This is a genomic window from Cronbergia sp. UHCC 0137 (genome assembly GCF_034932285.1).
In the GTDB taxonomy this organism is placed as follows: Bacteria; Cyanobacteriota; Cyanobacteriia; order Cyanobacteriales; family Nostocaceae; genus Cronbergia.
In genome coordinates this window covers 59,332-83,414 of record NZ_JAYGHC010000022.1, presented here as the reverse complement: position 1 = coordinate 83,414, position 24,083 = coordinate 59,332, and the positions used below count along the sequence as shown (strand labels likewise).

The window sequence follows — 24,083 nt, the reverse complement described above, 5'->3', positions numbered from 1 at the left end:
GAGATAAAATTTATCATCCTTATGTAATAGATTTTGTCAATGCGTAACTCCTAGTTAAAGAAGATATTTATTCGCGCTTTTCTACTTAAAAATAATTTAAGTGGTTTTAAACACCTGGTATTCGGCTGTTTCTGTAATTGGATAATTTTGTCCTATGGTTTGGTTAAAGTTATTTTCTATCAAGACTAAATCTTCTTTAGGTATGGATTCCCAGTCTTCTTTACTTGCCCAACGGATGATAAAAATAAGTTCGGTGTCATCGTCGGGGTTGAGCCAAACTTCTTTGTTGATAAATCCTGGATAATTGGCCAGGGCTGTTGTCCAAATTTCTCTATCCTTGAGAATAAACTCTTCCTGGTGCTGGGGTGGGACTTTAAATTTTAGCAGTTCTATAATCATCAGGATACCCGGTAAGTGGGAAACTCAGTGGCTTTAGCCTTGAGAGGGAAATATCTAAGTATACTCTGTCCGCAGCATCTCAGCGGCTTTAACCCTGAGAGTGTCAACTAATTTCCTGATATCTGTTTGTAAATTTGCCAAAATAGAAATGTGGGACAAAATAACTAGGCTTTGAGCTAAGGTTCGCTCAGTTAGAATTAAGAAACAGGGAACAAGTATGGACAGTAATAACTGGTTGCAACAGCTAATGATTCTCGGTATTGGTACAACATCGTTAGTAGCTGAAAAACTCAAGGATGTTAGTGATGAGTTGGTGAAAGACGGTAAGCTCAATCCTGACCAGGCAAAAGTGGTGATGGATGATATTGTCCAGCAATTGAAGTCTGAGCAAGGTAATTTGGAAATCCAAATGCAACGACAAATGCGAAATATGATGCAGGATTTAGGGGTGGCTCGTCAGTCGGAGGTGGATGAGTTACGAGGGAGAATTGACCGTTTGGAACGTCAAGTGCGGGATTTGGAAAATAAACTGTGGCGTTAAGATGGTCAATGTGATTTAAACTTGGTTATGTTCTATTGGTAATTTGATTAGTAAGCTGCCTATTGAGGGAGGGCTGATTTTGAAAGGAATTTTACTCAGCGTGGCATTAGTGGTGGTGTGTGTTGTAGTTTTGGTACTGGCACAGGTTGGTGGTAAACAAGATGCTACAACTACGGCTCAATTGGGTCAAATACCACAAACATCTACTGCTGTAACGGAAAACAACACCCAAATAGTGAGCAAAAATATGTCTGATGCAAAAGTGGAAACTACTGCCTCTGGATTGAAGTACGTTAAATTAACAGAGGGGACTGGAGCTATTCCTAAAACTGGGCAAACGGTGTTTGTTCACTATGTTGGTACTTTAGAGGATGGTACTAAGTTTGATAGTTCACGCGATCGCGGTCAACCTTTCAGTTTTAAACTTGGCTTGGGTCAGGTAATTAAGGGTTGGGATGAGGGACTGAGTATCATGAAGGTGGGCGATCGCCGTCAGTTAATTATCCCTCCTGAGTTGGGTTATGGCGCTCGCGGTGCTGGTGGTGTGATTCCTCCTAACGCTACTCTCATTTTTGATGTGGAATTGTTGGAGATTAAGTAGGTAACTCAAGTTGCTAGTTATCTCGTTGAAGTTGGTCATTGGTGATTAATTTTCTGTTTTAATCCAACACGGTTCAGTTAAGCCCGAAACTCTTTTTTAAACGAACCACAGAGGCACAGAGGACACAGAGAAATGAGAGAAACCAATTTTTAACTCAACTGTATTGTGTTTCAATCCTGTAAATCCTTTAATCCTGGATATCCTGATTCAAGACATTTTACCTAACTAGCAACTTACATTAGGTATTGGAGGTTGGGTACTGGGGAGAAGCATATTAATCACCCATTACCCATGACCAATTAATAGTTATTTGGTCGGGCTAAGTTTTTGAATTTTGTAAACTGCGGATCGAATAAAAGTTTAACCGCGCCCGTCGGTCCGTTACGATGTTTAGCTATTATTACTTCAGCAATTCCTCGATCTGGACTATCTGGATTGTAATAGTCGTCTCGATATAACATCATGACTAAATCCGCGTCCTGTTCAATGGAATTGTGAACAATGATGTTATTAGCTATAAAATTATGCCAATGAGGAACTGTTAAATCGAATACTTCCTCTTCTCCATCAGGTATGATTGCCACAATTTCATCCCAATATACATCACTGTTGGCAAGGGCAAGTAACTCATTTGATTGCACGATATTGGCAACTTTCAATGCTCTTTCTCGACTTAAATTTACTTTGTACAGTGTAGAACCACAATATGATGTTTTCATACGATATTGTATTTCTCTGGTTGTTATTCCAAGAGTTTGCATTGCAGGTACAACATAAGTTTTCCAAACCTCTTTGGGTATTACATCTCGGTTAGGATTATGAATACAATTTTCAAGGTGTTCAGAGATTTCCTGTAATGACCCTAATTTGTATTCTCCTACTGCTCCAATCTTTTGAATAAATAACTCCAGGTCAGGCTTACCAGTAATTGTGACATGATACTGATTTCTCCCCTTACCAGGCTGAGGAATCATTTTCAGTATTCCATTAATGCCCAATCTTAATAAAAGCGTCTGAACATTAAACGCTAGTCTTTCACTGCTACTTGAATAATATGCAATAGGTCTTGGTTTTTTGCCAGCAAGCAACTTTATAGAACCATCTGTACACCATAGATGACGGAGAAAGCAAGCTATAAACTCTTGGGGCTGTGAAAACAAGTCTTGAGGCACAAACTTTTCGTAAGACCTTAAACCAAAAACTCCAAGAGAGTCTAACCATTTGGCTATTGGATTTCTAACGCTATGAGTTAAGCGTTGTTCTGCTGGTAAATAAACCTGATACCAACCACGTTCAGGGGAAATTCTAGGAACAATGGCATCTCCAAACAAATCTTTTGCTAAATATGCAACTTTTTCTGCTAAATCTCGCTCCCTGGTGGTGTACTGTATAGAATGACTAGGTAATGTACAACCATCACCAATTAAATGTCCTAATAATGCTACCTCAGAATAAGTCATGGTTTGTTTACCCGAAATAGGTAGATATCTTGGTAAACATATATGTTGTTTAGGACTTAACTCATCAAGTCTTTTCCAACCATGAATTGTCAAGAATTTGTGATTAGCTGTTGCTCTAATTTTTCTTCCTAATCGAGTTTTTAAGGTAAATACAGGTTTGATACCTGTGGAAAAGACATTACTAACAATTGCCTTTTCTAACTGCATTTTTTTTTCATTTAATGCCCAAACTGTAAAATCAGATTTACCTACTAATTCTTTAATTGGTAGTTGTAATCCGGTATCTGCTAATGTGACTAGACTATCACCTGTTAAACAACCGGATTCGCGTAGGTCAGATAACATTGGGCGTTTGTTGGTGCGGGCTTCTACTCCCCGACTTAACTGAGATAGGGCAATAATGGGGACGGATAATTCGCGGGCTAATCCTTTGAGCGATCGCGTAATTTTCGATAACTCCTGTACACGATTATCACCTCCTCCTTCCATTAATTGCAAATAATCAATAATTATTAATCCTAATTCCATACCCTGTTCTGCTTGTAGTCGTCGTGCTTGACTCCGCATTTGGGTAACTGTAATATTGGCAGTGTCGTCAATAAAAATTGGCATTTCTGAAAGTATTCCAATGGCACGGCTTAATGGTTCCCATTGGGTTTGGCTAATGCGTCCACTTCGTAAATATCCTGTTTCAATTCCGGCTTCACTGGCTAATAATCGTTGTACTAGCTGTTCTTTGGACATTTCTAAGCTGAAAAATGCCACTGGTAATTTATATCCGGCGGCAATATTATGAGCAAGGTTTAAGCAAAAGGCAGTATTATGAACACAAATATCATTAGCAATAAAGTTGTGTGTTTGAGGAATGGTCAAATCATAAACTTGTTTGTTACCAACTGATTCAATAGAAATAATTTCATCCCAATAGACATCACTATCTGCTAATTGCTGAAGTGGTAAATTGTCTAAAGCAGTGGCTAAAATCCATAATCTTTCCCGTTTTAATGCCCGTTTACCAACATGAATATTTGTATAGTTTTTAATCCCAGCCCGTTGAGCTAAACTACTCCAAGTTTCCCTACCTTTAGCGGCTGCTATCTGTTCCCAAATCTCTACAGGTATTAAATCACGATTGGTTTGATATCTTTTTTGCGATATTGCTGCTGTAATTTTTGCTAATGCTGCTTCTTTGCCAAAAATGCCAATTTCTGTAATGAAGTTTTTGATAGATAAGGCATCTGTAATATCTAATTGCCATGCTGGTCTACGAGTATTATTATACTTTATAGACCGTTTTTTTAATGTAGCAATAATTCCAAATCTTAATAACAGATGTTGAATTTGTCTTGCTAGTTTTTCACTAACAGTACCATAGCCTAATTGTGATTGACCACTATTAAGTAAAGTAGCCCAACCATCAGTAGCAAAGAGACGATTGAGGAATAAGGATAATTGTGCTTTTTCTAATTTAAAGACAATATTTGGGATAGTTTTATTACGAGCATCTTTTCCCCATAAACCTAATTTTTCTAACCACATTGTCAAAGCATTTTTACTCTGTCCTTGGGAATCTTCCCACCTTACTGACAAACCACCAAATTCATTTACTGCTTGGGAAAACTCTGTTTGCAGTAATGGATTATTGTTTGTAAATCTAGGAGTGCAGTTAGTTAAACCACCATCACCAATCAAATAACCTAATAATTTGACTTCACACTCGCGGATAGTTTCTGTTCCAAACACATCTATTTTGCGAGGGATGGCAATCTTATTTCCAACTTGCAGGTTTTCTAATCTTTGCCAACCTTTGATAGTTAAAAATGGGTGAGTAATTGTGGTTTCAATTGCCCGACCTAAACGAGTTGTTACGCGGAAAACTGGTTTAATTCCATCATTTACAAATGCAGATGGTTGAGTAAAGGTCAATTTCCAATCATCATTTAATGTTAATAATGAACCTTGCCGTTGCTGATATAATTCTTCAATTGTCGCAATTTGTCCATCTGCTAAAACGATTTCTGAATCATAACTGAGACATTTTCCCATTGATGGCCTCCCAGCGACGATAATTAAATCAGAACGCTGAAAACCAGTGGTCATGGCATCTAAGTCATAGAAACCGCAGGGGATTCCGGGTAACGCTATACCTTCGTGTCGTTTTTCAACTTCTTGGAAAGCATTAATTAAGGTATCAGAAATGTGTACTAAACCTGATTGGGGTCTTTCTTGGGTAACGCTAAAAACTTTTTGTTCTGCTTGGTCGAGGACTATGGGTAATTCTGTTTCTGTTTCATAACCCAGATGAACAATTTCGTTACCAGCTTTTATTAGTTGTCGGCGCAGGTATTTTTCTGTGACTAATCCGGCTAGGGCATCAATATTGACGGCGGAAACGGTACGGTCTACGAGGGTGGCTAATTTGTTTCTACCACCGATTTGAGTGAGGAGATCGTTATCGGTTAGCCAGTTTGTGAGGGCGAGTAGGTCTGTGGGTTTGCCTTGGGTGTGGAGTCGTAAGGCGGCTTGATAGATGATTTTGTGGGCGCTGATATAAAAGGCTTCGGGAACCAAGCGATCGCTAACTCGACCAATCGCTTCTGGATCTAATAAAATTCCGCCTAAAATCGCTTCTTCTACTTCGATGTTTTGGGGTGGTAAACGTAGCCCGTCGGAGACATTGCTACCATCACTTTGAAAATTTAGTTCTTCGGGCATAAGTGATTTTAAATTGGCGATTGGGGTGTCGCTATTACACTTATAATCTATCTTGCCTATTTATTGTAAAAAACCGGAATCTAGGTTTTATCAGGCTTTGAGAATTTTGTGGTAAGAAATCCAGGTTATCTGTTCCCTAGACCTCTTGGATAAATACTTTGGTGTTGCCAAGAATATTCTTGAAAAGCTCACGCAGAGGCGCAAAGAAGAATTTGAAAATCACGACTTTTGCAAGAAGTCTCCTGTTCCCTGTTCCCTTTTTTTTGTAATATATTTGTACCACAGATGTGTGATCTGTGGTGATTAATTCCGTAGATGTTAGCTAGGGATAACTTGAATTTTAATTTGTGCTGTTACTTCAGAATGCAGTTTGATTTCGGCTTCGTAAGTACCAAGTTGGCCAATATCGGGAATGGTAATACCGCGCCGATCTACTTCTAGATTGGTAGCTGCTTGGATTGCTTCTGCTACGTCTTGGGTGGTGACTGTACCAAAAATGGATTCGTTTTCACCGGCTTGCTTGGCAATTAGCAGGGCTTCAATTTTTTCTAAGGTTGCTTTTTGTTGTAATGCTTGTTCTTTGAGTTCTAGTTGCCGTTGACGTTCTTTTTCGCGGCGACGTTCTACCTGTTTGAGGATGCCGGGGCTGGCGTGAATCGCCAATTTTTGAGGAATCAGATAATTACGAGCATAACCGGGGGCTACCTCCACTAAGTCGCCGGATCTTCCTAGTTTGCTGATATCCTGATTTAAAACTAATTGCACTCGTTTCGCCATTGTTTTTTGTTTTTCCTGTAAAATTTAATCTTTTCGGTGGCTTTGTGTATAACTCAAAGACTACATATCATAACAAAAAATGGGGGCGATCGCAATGCTATATTATTAAAAGGTTTTTCACCGAAAGAATTAAGCGTTCGCGGTAGCGTCCCGGAGGGAAAAGAAGAAGAAGCAAGAAGACTAGAATTTATCTTTCATGGCGCGAATTTTAGCAAAGGTCTGTACTGGTTCGTTGCTGTTGGCTACTGCTTGTAATGATGGTTGTTCCCAACGCAGGAAGGGATTGGTGCGTTTTTCTATTCCCAAAAGTGAGGGGATGGTTGGTTCTTGGCGATCGCGCTTGGTTTGTACTTCTTGGTAACGGTTTTGTAAATCTGCGTTTTCTCCATCTACGGTAATGGCAAATCGTAAGTTACTTAATGTATACTCATGGGCGCACCACACACGGGTCTGATCAGGTAATGCCCGGAGTTTTGTTAAGGAATTGACCATTTGGGCTGGTGTCCCTTCAAATAATCGACCACAACCTCCAGCAAATAAGGTGTCACCGCAAAATAATTCCCCTGGGTCATTGGGTGTAACGGGGGGAAAATAGTAGGCGATGTGAGCGCGGGTATGTCCGGGGACAAAGAAGACTTGGCCTGGGCGATCGCTAAATTGTACGCGATCGCCTTCTTGTAAAAACACCTGTTGTCCCGGAATCCTCCCCCGATCTTCCGCACCACCATAAATTGTTAATTGGGGAAATTTTTGCTTTAACTGCTGATTAGCACCCACATGATCTTGATGGTGGTGAGTATTAAAAATTGCCACCAATTCCGCATTTAGTTGGCTGAGTTGCTTTAAAACTGGTTTAGCCTCTGCTGGATCGACCACAGCCGCAATATTTTTTTGTGGATCGTACAACAAAAATATATAGTTGTCTGAAAGTGCTGCTATACGGATTATTTCCATTGCTTTTTTACCTCCCACACCAATTAATGCTTGATATTTATCATTCATAACTATAGCCTATTGGAAAAATGAGCTACGACGAAAATTGATATTATGATTACTTGTATTTTGTTTATCTGATCTGTTAATTTTTTTATATAGTATGGTAGTATAATAACACATCAGATCCTTAGACGGCTTGTGGTAATTTTACTATATCACAACCCCATATAAAATACAAGAAAATACGGAGATGAAAAGTATTGATTGGCAAAAGGTTCAGCAATGTTCATCCTTACAAATAATTTGCGATCGCTATATAGATTTTAGTTGCTCAATCCAACATAAACAACGGTTACAAGTAGATAAGTACCTGAGCCAAATTAATTCCAAATTTTTGAAACAACCAAAAATCCCTGTATTTCTTACTTATTGTATGCTATAGAATATACAGCGTATTTTGTAAAGTAATTAATTCAATGGTTTTGTATTTACCCAAGGAATAATTGACAGATGTTTCCACTGATATCAATTGTTATTAACTGTTTTAACCAAGGTCATTACCTAGAACGTTCAGTAAAAAGCGTGTTATCACAGACATTAACAGATATTGAATGTCTGATTATAGATGACGGTTCCACCGATGGTACTCGTCAGATAGCCCAAAGTTTGATCAGTCAAGATAGCCGAGTTAAATACTTTTTTAAAGAAAATAGTGGACTGCCATCTTCTCGAAATTTTGGTATTCAACAAGCCCAAGGTGAGTGGGTTCAATGTCTAGATGCAGATGATTGGATACATAAAGACAAAATTAGATTTCAGTTGAGCTATTTACCGACAGACAAAATTCACGAAGATATAGTTTTCTACTCAGATTATGAACGTGTATTCCTAGATGACAAAGATAACATTATTAACTCTCAAGAAAATATTATCGGTTCGCTAAGTAAAGACCAGTTAATTGAACGTTTACTGATACCTGACTTTCTTACAAGTTCACCTCATCCTTGTCTTCAGCAAGCTATGTTGATGAAAAAAAGCATCGGGAATAAAACCAAGTTTCCTGAACATTTAAAAGCATTAGGAGATAGATATTTTGCGGTAGACATTTTGAAAAATGGGGCAGAATTTATTTATACACCTATGGTTGGTGCTTACTACACAAAGCATAAATCAAATCGCACTAATAACTGGAATTATATGAAAAACTACTATACAGTTTTTTACGAAAATATCGCAGAGAATTATCCAGAATTAAATCAACTGTGTCAAATAGGAATAGAATATTTATTGGAAGAAGTAATCAGAGAAAAAAATAATCATCTTTTTGATAGACTGGCACAAATAGCTCCTACACCAGTTTATTTAATAGATAAAAAAATTAAAATCAATAACAAAGTTTCTCTCAAGATACTGAATGCTGCTAGAAGAGTAATGCCAAATTTTTTATTGTATGAAAAATATCGCGGACCACGATCAAAGAAGTTAATATCTATGATGTCAGGAAAAATAAAATTAGTGAAAGATATATTGCATTTACCTCAGTAAACATTGAAGGCAAAAAAATATTGATACTCACACTAGAAAGTATATGAATCATAACATTATCAACAGTAAACTCAAAAAACTGAAGGAGCATATCAAAAAAATACTCTCCCCACCCTCTTATATGATACCTTATGGAATTTCTTACTTAAAATTCTTAACAATACAAAGGAATATTAAGTCCTACCCAGAAAATATCATAGAAGAGTATGACTTAGTATTTGTAGTCTTAGATTTAGCAAAGGGTTGGATACTTGAAGCTATATGTAAAGAAATTGCGACTTACTTCCCAGGTAAGTATTGTTTTCATTATTCAGCATCTTCCTTACCACCATCCAAAGCTTACTTTTTCGCACATTACTCTTTTTTACCAGTATGCTTAAAACAAAATCCTCATATATGGGACAGGAGGATGGTTGTTTTTCATACACATCCTCGTACGGACATAGGCATCAGCAACGAAGAACTAATTTATGCAATGAATAGAGCAAGTAAAGTGATATGTATGTGTTCTCAATTTTCCCAGCTTCTAGTTTCCCAGAAATTGAAATCAGAGAAAGTAACTTACATTTTAGGAGCTGCTGATCCAAAAATGTTCCTACCCCATGAACGCTCAAATGGTGCTGTAGGTTTCTGCACAGCCTTTTATTATCGCAAAGAACCAGAACGCATCTTCAATATCATAAAAATGATGCCTTTACGAAAGTTTATTCTACTTGGTAAAGGGTGGGAAAAATATGATAAGTTTGCAGAAATGAAAGCTCTAGCTAATTTTTCTTATATTGAAGTTCCCTATTCAGATTATCCCAGATATTATGCTCAAATGGACGTTTTTGTTTCCACGGCCAAGCTAGAAGGAGGACCAATTCCCTTGATAGAAGCGATGATGTGCAATGTAGTTCCTGTGGCCAGCAAAACTGGATTTGCTCCAGATTTAATTATTCATGGTGAAAATGGATTTATGTTTGATACAAATAGTTCTGTGGAGACGATATGCGAATTAATTGAACAAGCATACAAAGTTAAAACAAATGTGAGAAAAACTGTAGAACACTTGAGTTGGGAGAATTTTTCTCTCGATTTCCAAGAATTTTTAAAGTAATTTATCAGAAATAGGAAGTTTAGCCAATGCTGCTTAATGTAGATAAGCAAATAAATACTATACTATCAGAAGGTGATAGAACTTCTAAATTAAGTGAGGAGAAACCATGAAAGCCGTAGTGACATTATGTATTGGAGAGGCTGCAAATAATCTTGGTGAAGTTACCCATCCCCTCTTAAAAGCTTATGCAAATCGGATAGGAGCAGATTTTATAGTAATTAATAATCCCAATATGGGTTTTGATGTTCCTTATTATGAAAAATACCAAATTTATAACTTATTAGAAAAATACAATCGTATAATTTATCTGGATACAGATATCATAGTCAGTCATGAATGCCCAGATTTATTTAAAATTGTCTCTGAAGATAATTTTGGTGCTTTTTTGGTCAGTAAGCATACATATTTCCATGATGGAGCAGTTAAAGATATCCAGAAAGAATTAGGAGATATAGGATGGGATAGAGAATACTTTAATAGTGGTGTGATGGTAGTTTCTCAACATCATCGTCAAATTTTTGCTAAAGACAATAATCTTGTAATATGGGCAAGTTGCACAAGAGCTTTTCCTGACCAAACAATATTAAACTATACTGTCCAAAAGCAAGGCATACTAATTGACGATATTGGTTATAAATTCAATCATACAACTGATCCTAAAAACAGCAGAGCTAGACTTGGACGGAGGATAAATCAGATATTGAACCTTTATGACAGATTGCTGAGTGCGGTTTCTTCCAAATATAAGAAGTATGTTGAAGAAAAATATAAAAATAATGGATACATAGTTCATTACAAAGGTAAAGAGCCTATTAAACATCGGTTTCAGAGCTACATGATCCATTACACCGGCAAGGGTCATAGACTAAAAGGCAGTAAAATAGATCAAATTCAAAAAGATTTATCAATTATCAATAATAAGATTCTATCTCAGGCTATTTCTTGGATACCATTTCTCGAACGTTTTGTATAACGTTATTTTAAAAAACATGAAATTTTCATTAGTTGTTAGTGATCTATCTGGTGGTGGAACTGTCCGGGCTTTTTTACTAGCTCAAGTTTTAAGACGGCTAAATTATGAAGTAGAAATTGTCGGATTTATTTACGGGAAAGAAATTTATGCAATTCCTCCATCTGGGATAAAAGTTGTTCCTGTACCAGGTAAAAATTATCCTGATTTTTTATGGTCGGTTCAGCAGCTTTTAAAGAAAATAGATGGTGATATTATCTATGCAGTTAAACCTAAAGCAACAAGTTTTGGTGTGAGTATACTGAAAAAATTGAGTAGTTCCCGTCCGTTGCTATTAGATATGGATGACTGGGAACTTAGTTGGTATGGAGGGTTTGAATGGAAGTATAATCCTGGAATTAAGCAACTGTATCGAGATATTTTCAAAAAAGATGGTGCATTGAGATTTCCTGATCATCCACTTTATATCCAATGGATAGAAAATTTAGTATCTTTTGCCAATGCAATTACCGTAGATACACAATTTCTTCAAGATCGTTTTGGTGGTGTATATGTGCCTAACGGTAAGGATACAGAAATGTTTGATCCTGATAAATATGACCCTGAAGTTAGCAGAGGACGTTATGGTTTATCATCTTATCGAGTGCTGATGTTTCCTGGCGCTCCTAGACCACATAAGGGAGTAGAAGATGTGTTAATGGCTTTAGATGAACTTAATCAAGAAGATTTAAGATTAGTAATAGTTGGTGGCAGTCCCTATGATAATTACGATCAAACACTGATTGAAAAATGGGGACGTTGGATCATCAAATTACCAAAATGTCCTGTAGAAGTGATGCCGGAAGTAGTATCTGCTGCCCATGTTGTAGTTGTTCCCCAACGAAATAATATTATTGCTCGCGCCCAATTTCCTCTAAAATTAACAGATGGTATGGCTATGGCTAAACCTGTATTATCAACCAAAGTAGGAGATATACCGGAGATTTTAGATAACACTGGTTATCTAGTCGATCCTCAATCGCCCGAACAAATCGCAGAAACAATTAAGTCAATATTTGATAATTTAGATGATGCTAACCAACGTGGAGTTAAAGCAAGAAAAAGATGTATAGAAAAGTATAGTATCAATGTTATGTCTACTATCCTTGAATCAGTTATTAAGAATTTGTAAATTGTCTTGTAATTAATAAAACAATGATAATTATGATCATCTGTGCTTTTATAAAATGTAAATTCATTTAATCAAATACAATGTCTACTAAAAAGATAATACTAAAATTTGCTAAACCTTATCCGGGCTTAATTCTACTAACGATTTTATTAGGATTTTCTGGAGCTTTGTTCAATGGTGTGAGTACGGCTCTGATTGTTCCAGTAATTTTAAGAATAGTGGGACAAGAAGTAAATTTGCAAGGCGCTCCTGGTATTTTACAATTCATCATCAATCCATTTGATAATGTACCAGAAAATATCCGTGACGGAGTGATGACCGGAGCAATACTAGGTATAATAGCTTTAAAAAATTTGGCTAATTATGTTAGTTCATTAATATCCAGTTCTCTCAGTCGGAGGATAACTTCAGATATGCGAGAAGTTGGAATTAATATGTTATTGAAAGTTGATATAGATTACTACAGCAAGATGAAGGTTGGTGATTTGATCAACAGTCTAGGTGGAGAAATAAGTCGTGCATCTAGTGTTATAAGTAATACGGTTAGGTTAATTACTATATCAATTACAATTCTAGTTTTTGTTGGTTTGTTATTGTCAATTTCTTGGCAATTAACAGTTGCTGCAACAGTCCTACTATTATTAGTGACCCTTCTCAATCAGTATTTTATTAATCGGGCTAAAATTTTTGGGAAACAACTTAGTGAGTTGTCTAAAGGCTACTCAATTGCTGTTTTAGAAGTTTTAAGTGGAATTAGGTTGGTCAAGTCAACGGGTAATGAAGAAAGAGAATATCAACGGATTAAAAAATTAATTGAGGTTCGTGAAAAAGCGGAGTTCCAATCTCAGGTAAATTCACAAATAATTCCACCACTAAGTGAAGTCATGGGAATTGCTTGTTTATTGATGATTGTGCTTTTGAGTAAAACTTTATTTGCAGTACAAGTAACCGCAGTTTCCACTGTACTTCTAACATATTTACTGGTGTTATTGCGATTGCTGCCACTGGTTTCTGAACTAAATGGTCTTCGCAGTAACTTTGCTAATATTGCAGCCAGTGTGGATACGGTAAATCAATTTTTAAGGCTAGATGATAAGCCTTTTATGAGTAATGGTAAACTTCCTTACAAAAAATTAGAACAGGGAGTACATTTTAAATCTATTTCCTTTGCCTATACTAACCATGACAGACAGGTACTCAAAAATATTGATTTATATTTACCCTGTGGTACAACTCTGGCATTGGTAGGTGGTTCAGGTGCAGGTAAATCTACATTAGCGGATCTTTTGCCAAGATTTTATGATCCAACAAGTGGTTGTATTACTTTTGATGGCATAGATTTACGAGAGTTTGATTTAGTATCTGTGCGAAAGAACATGGGCATTGTCAGTCAGGATACTTTTCTGTTTAATGATTCAGTCAGAAATAATATTGCCTATCCTAAACCAGAAGCAACAGAAGAAGAAATTATCCAAGCAGCAAAACTGGCTAATGCTTATGAATTTATTAGTAAATTACCCCAGCACTTTGATACAGTGATAGGCGATCGCGGTGTGATTTTATCCGGTGGACAAAGACAAAGATTAGCGATCGCTCGCGCTATTCTCCAAAATCCAGAAATTCTCATTCTCGATGAAGCTACCAGTGCCTTAGATACCGTTTCTGAACGTCTAGTACAATCTGCCCTAGATGCCCTCAGTGGCGTTAAGGAAGATTCTTTACCACAAGGACGCACTACATTAGTTATTGCACACCGTCTTTCCACAGTCCAAAAAGCTGATCAAATTGCTGTTTTAGATCAAGGAGTTGTAGTAGAACTTGGCACTCATGAAGAACTTTTGCAACTTAATGGTTATTATTCACGGTTATACTCAATGCAGTTTGCTAATAACCCAGAAACTCAGATTAAACGTAATCAAAGTTTGCTACACATATCCCACGAAATTCGGACTCAACTCAATTCTCTGATTGGCTTACTCCAATTATTACTAGATGATCTGGTCGATAACTCCCAGGAACAACAGGAATTAATTGCAGAATCTTACAAATCAGCTTGGAGGATTTTCAGTACAATTGATATTTTTGACGATTTCGTTCACTTACAAATGAAAGGTAATTTAAGGGAGGTTTCTGAAAAACAGAATGGAATAGTTATTAGCAAGCATGAGGAATTTGCTTATATTTCTCGGGAATTTCGTAAACACCTTAATCCTATTATTTCTTCCCTACGTTATTTATCTCAGAACGTTACATACAATCCTCAAGAGCAAACACAATTAATTACAGAAGCCTATGAAGCTAACATTTACCTGCTAGATACATTAAATAACTTTGAAGCGAGTATTCAATCTTAATAAAAACAGGAAAATAGTAAAATATGAGTATGAAAACTGTAGGGATGATTAGTAGCTATCGTGCTTTAGACAATAGAGGTGATTGGTTGTGGCAACAAACCCCAAATCAATTGGGTATTTGGGGCAATATACAAATGCAAGCACTGGCAGAAAACCCGGATTTTTTGCTAATGTATCAATTTGATTTTCCTCAACCATCCTTACCAGTACCTTGGTTTAAAAAATTTCGCCAAAAACAGCAAAAATCAGAACTCAACCTTGATTCTTTACTACGCAGTGTCCCCAAGGAGCGAATTATTTATTTATTGAGAGAACCACCTTTAGATGAAATTGTGAGTGTAAATACTTACAACTATCAACAGGCTAAAAATTGTTGTGGTTATATTTCTGGTCCTGATGACTTTGCTCCTACTCCAGATTATATGCCTGCCATTTGGTATCATGGTAATTCATTTCGAGAATTAAACGAAATGCCCCCTCCTGAAAAAATTGCTCCCTGTAGTTGGATTACTTCAGGAATTAATCGTACTGCTAATCATAACCAGCGTTTAAACTTTTTAGAATCTTTGCAGTCTAGGGGAATTAAGTTTGATTTATATGGACGTAACTTACCCTTATGGGCTAAAACCTGTGGACAGTTGGGTAACAAGTGGCATGGCATGGCTCCCTATTATTATAATTTAGCCATTGAAAACTATGCTGATAATAGTTGGTATGTGAGTGAGAAACTTTGGGATAGTTTATTAGCCTGGTGTTTACCAATTTACTATGGTGGAACAGCCGCAGATAAATTATTGCCACCAGGCAGCTTTTTAAGATTGCCAAGTTTAGATGAAAAAGGTATTGCTTATATTCAAGAAATCACTGCTAATCCTGATGCTTGGCACAATGCTAAAGATAAAATTGCTGAAGCTAGGCAGATTATTTTGCATAAACTGAATTTACTCAACTGGTTATCAGATTTTGTTGGTGAGTTTTCTTAGTTTTAAATTCAAGAGGAATTATAGATATGGATGGTATTTGTACTCTTGCTAACGATCGCGTTTTTGACCAAGTTGTGGCTTTATTAAATAGTATTGAGGCAATTTATGGTCAAGAGATGCCTGTATGTATCTATCCTTATGATGATAATATAGCCGAAATTACGGCGGAAGTTGCCCGTCGTCCTCATGTCACAATTTACGATAATCGGGATTCAATTCAGCAATGGGATCAATTTGTTCGTGATATTTGGGATGCTCATCCTACTGCTAAAAAACATTGGCAAACTGTAGGAGATAATGAATATCATAGAGTGGGAACTCATCGACGCTACTCTGCCTTTGATGCACCTTTTGATCGCTTTGTCTATATGGATGCTGATATTCTTTTAATGGATTCACTAGACCATATTTTTACACAGCTAAATAATCATGATTGGGTAGTGTATGATTATCAATATAAAGATTTATCTCATGTTTATGATGTTGCATCACCTAAATTAAAAAAAATATTCACTCCTCAACAATTGGAAAGAGAAATATTTTGCTCTGGATTTTACGGTTCTAAAAAAGATATATTCTCGGTTGAGCAACGAAAAGTATTACTAAAAAAACTCCAAGAAGGGGAAGGAGAAGTTCTATATGATATGGCTCCTGATCAAACTATTCTTAATTATATGGTGATGCGATCGCAACTTTCTAGCTATAATTTCGCTCACCATCTTGCTAAGGACGAGAGAACAGGTTGCTGTGTGACTTCCCTTAATTTTGAGGTTAAAGATAGTGTATTATATGATCGGGGAAACAAACTTACTTACATTCATTACATTGGATTGTCTTCAAAATTATTTACTAAGGTTTGTGCTGGAGAAAATATTGTTTTTCCTTATCGTGATCTGTTTTTAGAATATCGCTATCTCCACGAACCTGAAAAACGACCAAAATTTACAACCGAACCGAGACTTTACAATAGTTCACCTAATCATCCACCAAGTTTAAAAACACGGATTTTCAGAAAGTTGGGATTAATCAAAAATTAAAGGAGAAATTCATGGCTAGGGGAATTTATATTATTGCTAATGATAAAGTAACAGATCAAGCGATCGCTCTACTCAATAGTATCCGCTTATATGATAAAGAAACGCCAATTGTCATGATTCCTTATGATGATAATTATCAAGGTATAGCAAATACTTTAGGTGAACATTATAATGTTAAACTATACGAAGACCTAGATTTTATCGACCGACTTTCTCAAAAATTACACGAAATGTTTGGGGGAAAATTTTTCGCCCGTCCTAATCAGTTTCGTAAGCAAGCTTGCTGGTTTGGTGAATTTGATCAATTCTTGTACATTGATACTGATATAGTCGTGTTTGAGAAAATAATTGATAATTTAAACTACTTAGCTGATGCGGATTTTATTTGTTGTGATTATCAGCATTTAGGAGGAATAAAGAACGTTTTTAGTTCTAAAGTCTTGGAAGAAAAAGTATTTAGTGAAAACGAAGTTAAAGATATTTTTAACGGTGGTTTTTGGGGATCAAAGAAAAATCTAGTTTCTGAAAATGATTTATATGAAATATTCGCTGAGTGTGCATCTCATCCCGAATATTTTGATTTTTCAGAAAAAACTTCAGATCAACCAATTATTAATTATATGTTACTCAAACGCATTCCCAAAAGATTTAATATTGTGCGTCGAGATAGTAAAGCACCGGGAAATTGGGGAGGTACACCACATTTTAAAATTCAAGGTAATGCACTATTTGATCCCACAGTCAATCAACCCCTACAATATCTCCATTGGGCAGGTATTAAAATTCAACCAGGTTGCCCTTATTGGGAAATTTGGGAACATTATCGACATCTAAATCCAGCGTTACCAAAAGCAGTTATTCCCACACCTGTAAAACAGAGTAAATTGCAAGAAACTATTGATAACCTTAAAGATCAAGTCCGAAAAATAAAAAATAAATCATAGTTATTGAATATGAATAAACAACAGAAAGATTTTTGCTTTTGTACATTAGCTTTGGGTAAAAAATACTGTCTACTTGCTAAACAATTAGCTGAAGATTTAGCAATCTATTTTCCCGGTGCTTGTTTAATTATTTACACAGACTATCCTCAGTATTTTACTGAAAATCCTAATACCTTAATTTTCAAACATCAACAACAAGGGATTCTCAATTGTTATCATGATAAGCGTTTTGTTATTGCAGAGGCTTTATCAAGATTTAAAACCGCAATTTGCATTGATGCAGATACGCGAATTTTAAATGGAATACAAGATAATATAGAATGGATTCCTGGTATTACTGTGGGACATCATGAAAATTTGATTGCTCATGTTAGCAAGTATAATCCTGAAAGATTAGAGCCTATCAAAATTGTTGCATCTAAGTTAAATCTAAATTTAGATGAAGTTGAATATGTTGGTGAATCTTTGTGTATTCTGACTAGAGATGAAGGCAAAGAACTAGAATTTATAAAGCTTTGGGGTAATATTGGTAGGTATTTAGAATTGAAAGGGATTCATTCTGGTGAAGGGAATACTATGGGTTTAGCTGCTGCCAAATTGGGATGGAAAATTAATAGTTATGGTTGGGAGGAAATGAAGCAATTAACTCAACATCTTGATATTTCTCATACCAATATTAAGGAAAACTTTTGGCATCAATTAAGACTGAAGTTTGGCTATCATTATAGGTTAAATCGAGCCAGATTAATGGATTTAAATGATTTCAAATTTTAAAAGCATCTCTCTTACACAAAGATGCAAAGGTAACAAGGACTTGAGAAAAATCACACTTCGCGTTAGTGTTTGTTAGGGTTAATTTGTGAAAAAATGAAAACTCAATTTTGGGGTCAAATTCCTTCCTGTAGTTGGAATCGTCCTATTGGTTTAGGTTGGGATAAACCTTACACTGTGCGATATCCTAGTAATATTGATGATGGACCATGGCACGGTGCGCCTCTTGGTGGTTTTGGTGCTGGTTGTATTGGACGTTCTTCTAGGGGAGATTTTAATCTGTGGCATATTGACGGGGGTGAACATATTTTTAAAACCGTTCCTGCTTGTCAATTTAGTGTGTTTGAATCTGGAAAAGCTTATGCTTTATCTACTCAATCGCCAGAAGATGGTACACTTGATGCTTGGCAATTTGCAACAGAATTAGGAGATGATATTGGTACTTATCATGCACTTTATCCCCGGAGTTGGTTTGTTTATGAAAATATATTTGCAAGTCAATTAACCTGTGAGCAATTTTCTCCTATTTGGGCAAATAATTATCAGGAAAGTAGCTATCCTGTAGCGGTTTTTTTGTGGAAAGCATATAACCCAACTAATGCACCTGTAACTATTAGTATTATGCTGACTTGGGAGAATATGGTGGGTTGGTTTACTAATGCTTTAAAATCTCCAGAGGTACGGGTAAGAGATGATGGTAGTCCGGTTTATGAGTATTTACCGCGTTGGGGTGAAAGTGAGGGGAATTATAATCAGTTGGTGGAGGATTCAGAATATTTTGGTTGTGCTTTAAAAGGGGCAGGTAATGGTAGAAATGTGAAGGAAGGGGACGGAAGTTGGTGTATTGCCACTGTTAAAAATCCGCAAGTGGAAATTTTTTATCATTCCCGATTTAATTGTGTGGGTAATGGTGAGGATGTTTGGCAAAGTTTTAGTGAAGATGGTTCTTTACCTAATTATATTGATGAAAGTCCGGCAGATGAAAATATTAGATTGGGTGCGGCTGTGGCGGTTCGTTTCACTTTGCAACCAGGGGAAAGCTTAGAAGTTCCTTTTGTACTAAGTTGGGATTTGCCGGTGACTGAGTTCGCGGAGGGGGTGAACTATTACCGCAGATATACAGATTTTTTTGGGCGGAATGGCGAAAATGCTGGACAAATAGCCAAGACTGCTTTACAAGCATATCAAAATTGGCGATCGCTAATTGAAATTTGGCAAAAACCAATTCTAGACCGTCAAGATTTGCCAGAATGGTTCAAAATGGCGCTATTTAACGAACTCTACGACCTCACCAGTGGCGGTACTCTTTGGAATGCAGCTTCAGAACGTGACCCTGTTGGTCAGTTTGCGGTGTTGGAATGTCTAGATTATCGTTGGTATGAAAGTTTAGATGTGCGGTTGTATGGTTCTTTTGGGTTGCTGATGTTATTTCCTGAACTGGAAAAATCAGTCATGCGGGCATTTGCACGGGCGATTCCTCAAGGTGATGATCGTACTAGAATTATCGGTTATTACCTAACTATCAACGCCGAAAGTCCCCTCGCTGTTCGTAAAGTTGCCGGTGCTACACCCCACGATTTAGGCGCGCCCAATGAACACGTCTGGGAAAAAACCAATTATACCAGTTATCAAGATTGCAATTTGTGGAAGGATTTAGGTTGTGATTTTGTCTTGTTGGTGTATCGGGATTTTATCTTTACTGGTGGAAATGATGTGGAGTTTTTAGCAAATTGTTGGGAGGCAATTGTCCAAACTCTCGATTATGTGAAAACCTTTGATTTAGATGGAGATGGTATACCAGAAAATTCTGGCGCGCCTGATCAAACTTTTGATGATTGGCGGTTACAAGGTGTGAGTGCCTATTGTGGCGGGTTATGGTTGGCGGCGTTGGAAGCGGCTATGGCGATTAGTGATATTTTAGCAGACCGCAAAGACACAAAAACTCAAAAATCAATTTATCAATCTTGGTTACAGCAATCTCTACCAATCTATCAAGAAAAACTTTGGAATGGGGAATATTACCGATTAGATAGTGAGAGTGGTTCTGATGTCGTCATGGCTGATCAATTATGTGGACAATTTTACGCCAGACTATTGGGATTACCGGATATTGTACCAAGCGATCGCACTCTTTCGGCTTTACAAAAAGTTTATGATGCTTGCTTTATTAAGTTCTGTAACGGTCAGTTTGGCGCTGCTAACGGTGTTCGTCCTGATGGTTCACCCGAAAATCCCCACGCTACCCATCCTCTAGAAGTCTGGACAGGGATCAATTTCGGATTAGCTGCTTTTTTGGTACAAATGGGTATGGGAGACGAAGCAATGCAATTAACCCAGGCTGTAGTAAGTCAAATTTACAACAACGGCTTACAATTCCGTACCCCGGAAGCAATTACGGCTGCTGGTACTTTCCGCGCTAGTACCTATCTGCGGGCAATGGCTATTTGGGCTATTTATCTATTAGTTTGAGTTGCTAGTTAGGGAAACAGGATATCCAGGATTAAGACACAATATAAAAATTTGTTTTTCTCTTTTCTCTGTGTCCTCTGTGCCTCTGTGGTAATGCGTCCCGCACGCTGCACGAACGTTAAAAAAAATAGAAGTTCTATATCTCCGATTTCTTTAAGAAGTTGGGGATATATCTCTAGGCTAGAAATTTATTGATTGTTATCTAAAAAATCGTATCTTTGACTACAGAAATATTTGTATATCTGTAATATGTAACTTTATGATCTAAGTTTATTTAGACTTGTTTCCGGAATCCATCTAAAGAATAAGTATTGATAATAGTCTAGAGATTTAAACATAGAAACTCATGCTTTTCATGTCTGTTTATTTTGTCAAGGCTATTCAATTTTTAGGGGTGCTAAGTGAAGGGAGTTTTATTATAAACTATCAATTAGCGTTTGGCAAGTAATTCACCAAATATGGTAGAACTATAATTTTGCGTTTTGGATGACGTGTAAAATCAAAGATTTATTGCTTAAAGGTTTTATTTGAATGATTACCATATTCTGATCATCTAGATAAATATTTTAAAATAGTATCTTTCATCCCTTAATTACTAGGCTCATTAATGAGCTTTTTTCGTTTAATGGCGTATTATAAAGATAATTTGTATAGGTTGATTCAAAAAATATTATCTTGATTTGTTGACAATTAAAATAATCATGAATTACAACTATTTTACTGAGTTGTGAATAAAATAGCCAGAGTTTAAAGTGTCTTCAGAAAATTTTTAAAGAAAAACCATAAAAATATATAATCATCAATATCTTAAAATAATATTTAACTACTTTAGCAAAGTGAGTACCCAAGCAAAACGCCTGTATTTCTTTTTCTGTAAGCATTTCTGAAAACAGCTAATACAAACTATTCTTAATAAGCTTGGTATTTAACAGTGCATTAAATAGATTAAATAGGGGGTGTTACCCCTGATTTTTTTGATAATTTATGGGCAAAAATGAAAATTATGCAACAGATAAGTAGTGTTTTAGAGCTATTGAGTAAATTTAACTTATCAACAGGCAAAAGTGGCTGATGACATTAGAGATAAAACATAGTATAAATACAAATATAGTTCATAAGATTCAACAACCAATTATTTTCACCATCCAGTCAAAAATCATGAGATTTTGCCTAAAAAAGTTTCTGAACCTTGACGGAAAGTTATACAATAATAACAGGGGAAAATAATGGGACTAGAGGTTGGGAAATTCTCAAATAACATACTATGACTCAAGACATTTCTGGTAGTAGCAGCAACTTAGATAAGACAATTCATCCTGAACAGTTTGACCAGGTAGTAGAAGCAATTATTGCTGGTAAGTATTCCTGGGCTTGTGTTTTAATGCTGCGGTTAGTTGGCTATAATCCTCTCCATTACATTCCTTACCGCACTTATAACAGATTGCTTAAAGAAAACTCCCGCATGGGTAGGTCAAATCCACAGCAAAATGAAAATCTCAAAATTGCCAAGCAAGCTACAGAAAAAAGGTCTGATAGTCATCTTGTACCTAGCTGTTTGAGCAAGATCAAAGACCTGGCATATCTTGAAGTAGGTGTTAAACAAAAGGTAGAAGTACGCAATAACAACAGGGAGCAGAGGTCGGCATAATTTACTACAAAAATGAATTGGAAAAATCTTCAATAATGTGAGGTGGGCATTGCCCACCCTACATATATCAGGACTTACAGATAACATCTCTCAAAACCTCATTTCTCTGTGAACTCTGTGCCTCTGTGGTTTGTTTTTCAGTGACTTGTGCGTAAATCCTATATATTTCGGGGATCAAGAAATCAAATAAGAATCTTATATTTAATTTTGGGTTTTAAATATAAATTTTTTGTAAAAAGTATATGAAGTTTTCATAAAGATTTTGATTTTTCTATAAACTTGAGGCAAAGATGTAGGAAAATTTGGAAAAGAAGAAGAGTAGATTAAAACAGAGAGTGAGGTACTGTTGCTTTGACATTTAACTTATCTTGCAGAAGATATCAAATTTATGGCAATCTGCTGATGAGAAAATACGAGTTTTAGGTTAGTGTAAGAAATAGGTTATATTCTTACCTGATCTTAACTACTTTTAGGCTTCAATTCGTGGAACAGGTTTTACCTCATTTTTGGGCAATCAAAACTTAACTAACTTAAATATTTGGAGGTTGAATTTTGAGCCTGCATTGCAGTCTTCAATAACATCCTCAAAATCACATCTACTAGAAAAGTTTGAATTTACTTTTCTGTGATTATCAATGTGGAGTAGTTGATGTTAGGGACTTTCAAATAAAAAACAAAACTTTCTTGAAAGTCTCTTAACGCTGATTATGGTTGCATTGTAGCGATTTTTCCTTGAGGAATTATCGTTCATCTTCACGCTAGGTTGATCAATAATATCAAGACCTAACCACGGTGTACTAAACATCTGAGTTTGAGTTTCCTTCCCAAGGGTTGCAATGATCAAAATGCGTGAATCTTGCATTAATTATAGCGTTATCAGGAATGTTTAAGCTATCTACTTAAATGATTTGAAAATGTAGTTTTGTACCAAGATTTATCTAAGTTAGCTTTGCATCTGAATTTTAAAAAGGGATGCAATAGATAAACTTGCCCAAATTTTACAGTAGACGGCAACTGGTAATAATTATGTCATACTATTCTGGTCAAGACAAGAATTTTGATGTTTACGAAACACAAGAAAGTAAGTTTTTAACGCCTTTTCAACGTAAGGTACTGCTCAAAAATTTACAAGCTAATTTACAACCAGAATATCGAAGACGGATTGAAATTATGTTGTTAGCAGATATAGGTAAATCTCAGACTAATATCTGTGAAATTGTCGGTTGTTCTCATGAGATGGCACGGTATTGGATAGGTATAGCTGAGGCTGGTATGGCACATAAATGGAATGAGCGGCCGATAGGTAGACCAAAGACTGTAAATAATCAATATATCGAAAGGTTGAAAGAGTTGGTGAGTAATAGTCCGCGTGAATATGGTTATGCTTTTAGTTACTGGACGGCGCAATGGTTAAGTAAACATTTAGCGAATGAGTTAGGAATTGAAATTAGCGATCGCCATATTAATCGCCTACTTAAACAAATGGGACTTTCGACTAAAAAGAAAAGTTCCCAACCACAAGAAACTGCTCCAAGTCAGGATAATAGCATCAAAATTAGTGATTTGCAATATAACGACGAATCTAATTTTTCTTGGTCTTTTAATTTAATACAGAGTAAATAATCAAGATTTGTGAAAACTCTTGGTTTGGAAAATTTTTAAT

At 36.2% G+C, this 24,083-nt stretch carries 17 protein-coding genes and 1 pseudogene; 14 read left to right on the top strand and 4 right to left on the bottom strand.

The features are described 5' to 3' along the window. Positions 1 to 96: 96 nt before the first annotated feature. Positions 97 to 399 (bottom strand): TIGR03792 family protein, encoded by a 303-nt coding sequence (locus tag VB711_RS13510; protein WP_323286588.1) that lies wholly within the window; start codon positions 397 to 399, stop codon positions 97 to 99. A gap of 217 nt (positions 400 to 616) precedes the next feature. On the opposite strand from VB711_RS13510, the gene VB711_RS13505 reads away from it, so the two are divergent. Both VB711_RS13505 and VB711_RS13500 read left to right on the top strand, forming a co-directional pair. Next, entirely contained in the window at positions 617 to 940 is a 324-nt protein-coding gene (locus VB711_RS13505; protein ID WP_323286587.1) for a phasin family protein, read from the top strand. Positions 941 to 1,019: 79 nt separating this feature from the next. After that, positions 1,020 to 1,541, top strand: a complete 522-nt coding sequence (locus tag VB711_RS13500) for an FKBP-type peptidyl-prolyl cis-trans isomerase (RefSeq protein WP_323286586.1) — start codon at positions 1,020 to 1,022, stop codon at positions 1,539 to 1,541. A 299-nt stretch (positions 1,542 to 1,840) separates the two neighbouring features. Here VB711_RS13500 and VB711_RS13495 read toward each other — a convergent pair whose 3' ends face one another. The 3 genes from VB711_RS13495 to gloB all read right to left on the bottom strand — a co-directional run bounded on the left by VB711_RS13495 (position 1,841) and on the right by gloB (position 7,447). Further along, complete coding sequence (locus tag VB711_RS13495; RefSeq protein WP_323286585.1) at positions 1,841 to 5,716, bottom strand: replicative DNA helicase; 3,876 nt, start codon at positions 5,714 to 5,716, stop codon at positions 1,841 to 1,843. Positions 5,717 to 6,034: 318 nt separating this feature from the next. Continuing rightward, on the bottom strand, positions 6,035 to 6,493 hold the full coding sequence (rplI, locus tag VB711_RS13490; protein WP_323286584.1) for a 50S ribosomal protein L9: 459 nt from the start codon (positions 6,491 to 6,493) through the stop codon (positions 6,035 to 6,037). A 180-nt stretch (positions 6,494 to 6,673) separates the two neighbouring features. Next, positions 6,674 to 7,447, bottom strand: a complete 774-nt coding sequence (gloB, locus tag VB711_RS13485) for a hydroxyacylglutathione hydrolase (protein ID WP_323286602.1) — start codon at positions 7,445 to 7,447, stop codon at positions 6,674 to 6,676. Between the two features lie 492 nt (positions 7,448 to 7,939). Between gloB and VB711_RS13480 the strand changes: the two genes are divergently transcribed. The 12 genes and pseudogenes from VB711_RS13480 (at position 7,940) to VB711_RS13425 (ending at position 24,043) form a co-directional block, all read left to right on the top strand. After that, on the top strand, positions 7,940 to 8,974 hold the full coding sequence (locus tag VB711_RS13480; RefSeq protein WP_323286583.1) for a glycosyltransferase family 2 protein: 1,035 nt from the start codon (positions 7,940 to 7,942) through the stop codon (positions 8,972 to 8,974). Positions 8,975 to 9,017: 43 nt separating this feature from the next. Continuing rightward, the gene (locus tag VB711_RS13475) at positions 9,018 to 10,073 is read left to right on the top strand and encodes a glycosyltransferase (protein WP_323286582.1); all 1,056 of its coding nucleotides are present in this window, start codon (positions 9,018 to 9,020) and stop codon (positions 10,071 to 10,073) included. 106 nt (positions 10,074 to 10,179) lie between these two features. Next, complete coding sequence (locus tag VB711_RS13470; RefSeq protein WP_323286581.1) at positions 10,180 to 11,046, top strand: glycosyltransferase; 867 nt, start codon at positions 10,180 to 10,182, stop codon at positions 11,044 to 11,046. A 16-nt stretch (positions 11,047 to 11,062) separates the two neighbouring features. After that, the gene (locus tag VB711_RS13465) at positions 11,063 to 12,214 is read left to right on the top strand and encodes a glycosyltransferase family 4 protein (RefSeq protein ID WP_323286580.1); all 1,152 of its coding nucleotides are present in this window, start codon (positions 11,063 to 11,065) and stop codon (positions 12,212 to 12,214) included. Between the two features lie 80 nt (positions 12,215 to 12,294). Further along, complete coding sequence (locus VB711_RS13460; RefSeq protein WP_323286579.1) at positions 12,295 to 14,568, top strand: ABC transporter ATP-binding protein/permease; 2,274 nt, start codon at positions 12,295 to 12,297, stop codon at positions 14,566 to 14,568. A gap of 23 nt (positions 14,569 to 14,591) precedes the next feature. Next, the gene (locus VB711_RS13455; protein ID WP_323286578.1) at positions 14,592 to 15,551 is read left to right on the top strand and encodes a glycosyltransferase family 10 domain-containing protein; all 960 of its coding nucleotides are present in this window, start codon (positions 14,592 to 14,594) and stop codon (positions 15,549 to 15,551) included. Between the two features lie 26 nt (positions 15,552 to 15,577). Next, positions 15,578 to 16,588 carry an Npun_R2821/Npun_R2822 family protein gene (locus tag VB711_RS13450; RefSeq protein WP_323286577.1) on the top strand — a complete coding sequence of 337 codons (1,011 nt, stop codon included), beginning with the start codon at positions 15,578 to 15,580 and terminating at the stop codon, positions 16,586 to 16,588. Between the two features lie 11 nt (positions 16,589 to 16,599). Further along, on the top strand, positions 16,600 to 17,532 hold the full coding sequence (locus VB711_RS13445; protein WP_323286576.1) for an Npun_R2821/Npun_R2822 family protein: 933 nt from the start codon (positions 16,600 to 16,602) through the stop codon (positions 17,530 to 17,532). Between the two features lie 9 nt (positions 17,533 to 17,541). Beyond that, a complete protein-coding gene (locus tag VB711_RS13440) occupies positions 17,542 to 18,306 on the top strand; it encodes a hypothetical protein (RefSeq protein WP_323286575.1) in 765 nt (254 codons plus the stop codon). Positions 18,307 to 18,399: 93 nt separating this feature from the next. Next, positions 18,400 to 20,772 (top strand): GH116 family glycosyl hydrolase, encoded by a 2,373-nt coding sequence (locus VB711_RS13435; RefSeq protein WP_323286574.1) that lies wholly within the window; start codon positions 18,400 to 18,402, stop codon positions 20,770 to 20,772. Positions 20,773 to 22,036: 1,264 nt separating this feature from the next. Continuing rightward, positions 22,037 to 22,408 (top strand): annotated as a pseudogene (locus VB711_RS13430) (HetP family heterocyst commitment protein); the annotation flags it as partial. 1,038 nt (positions 22,409 to 23,446) lie between these two features. After that, a complete protein-coding gene (locus tag VB711_RS13425) occupies positions 23,447 to 24,043 on the top strand; it encodes a helix-turn-helix domain-containing protein (protein ID WP_323286572.1) in 597 nt (198 codons plus the stop codon). Positions 24,044 to 24,083 lie beyond the last annotated feature (40 nt).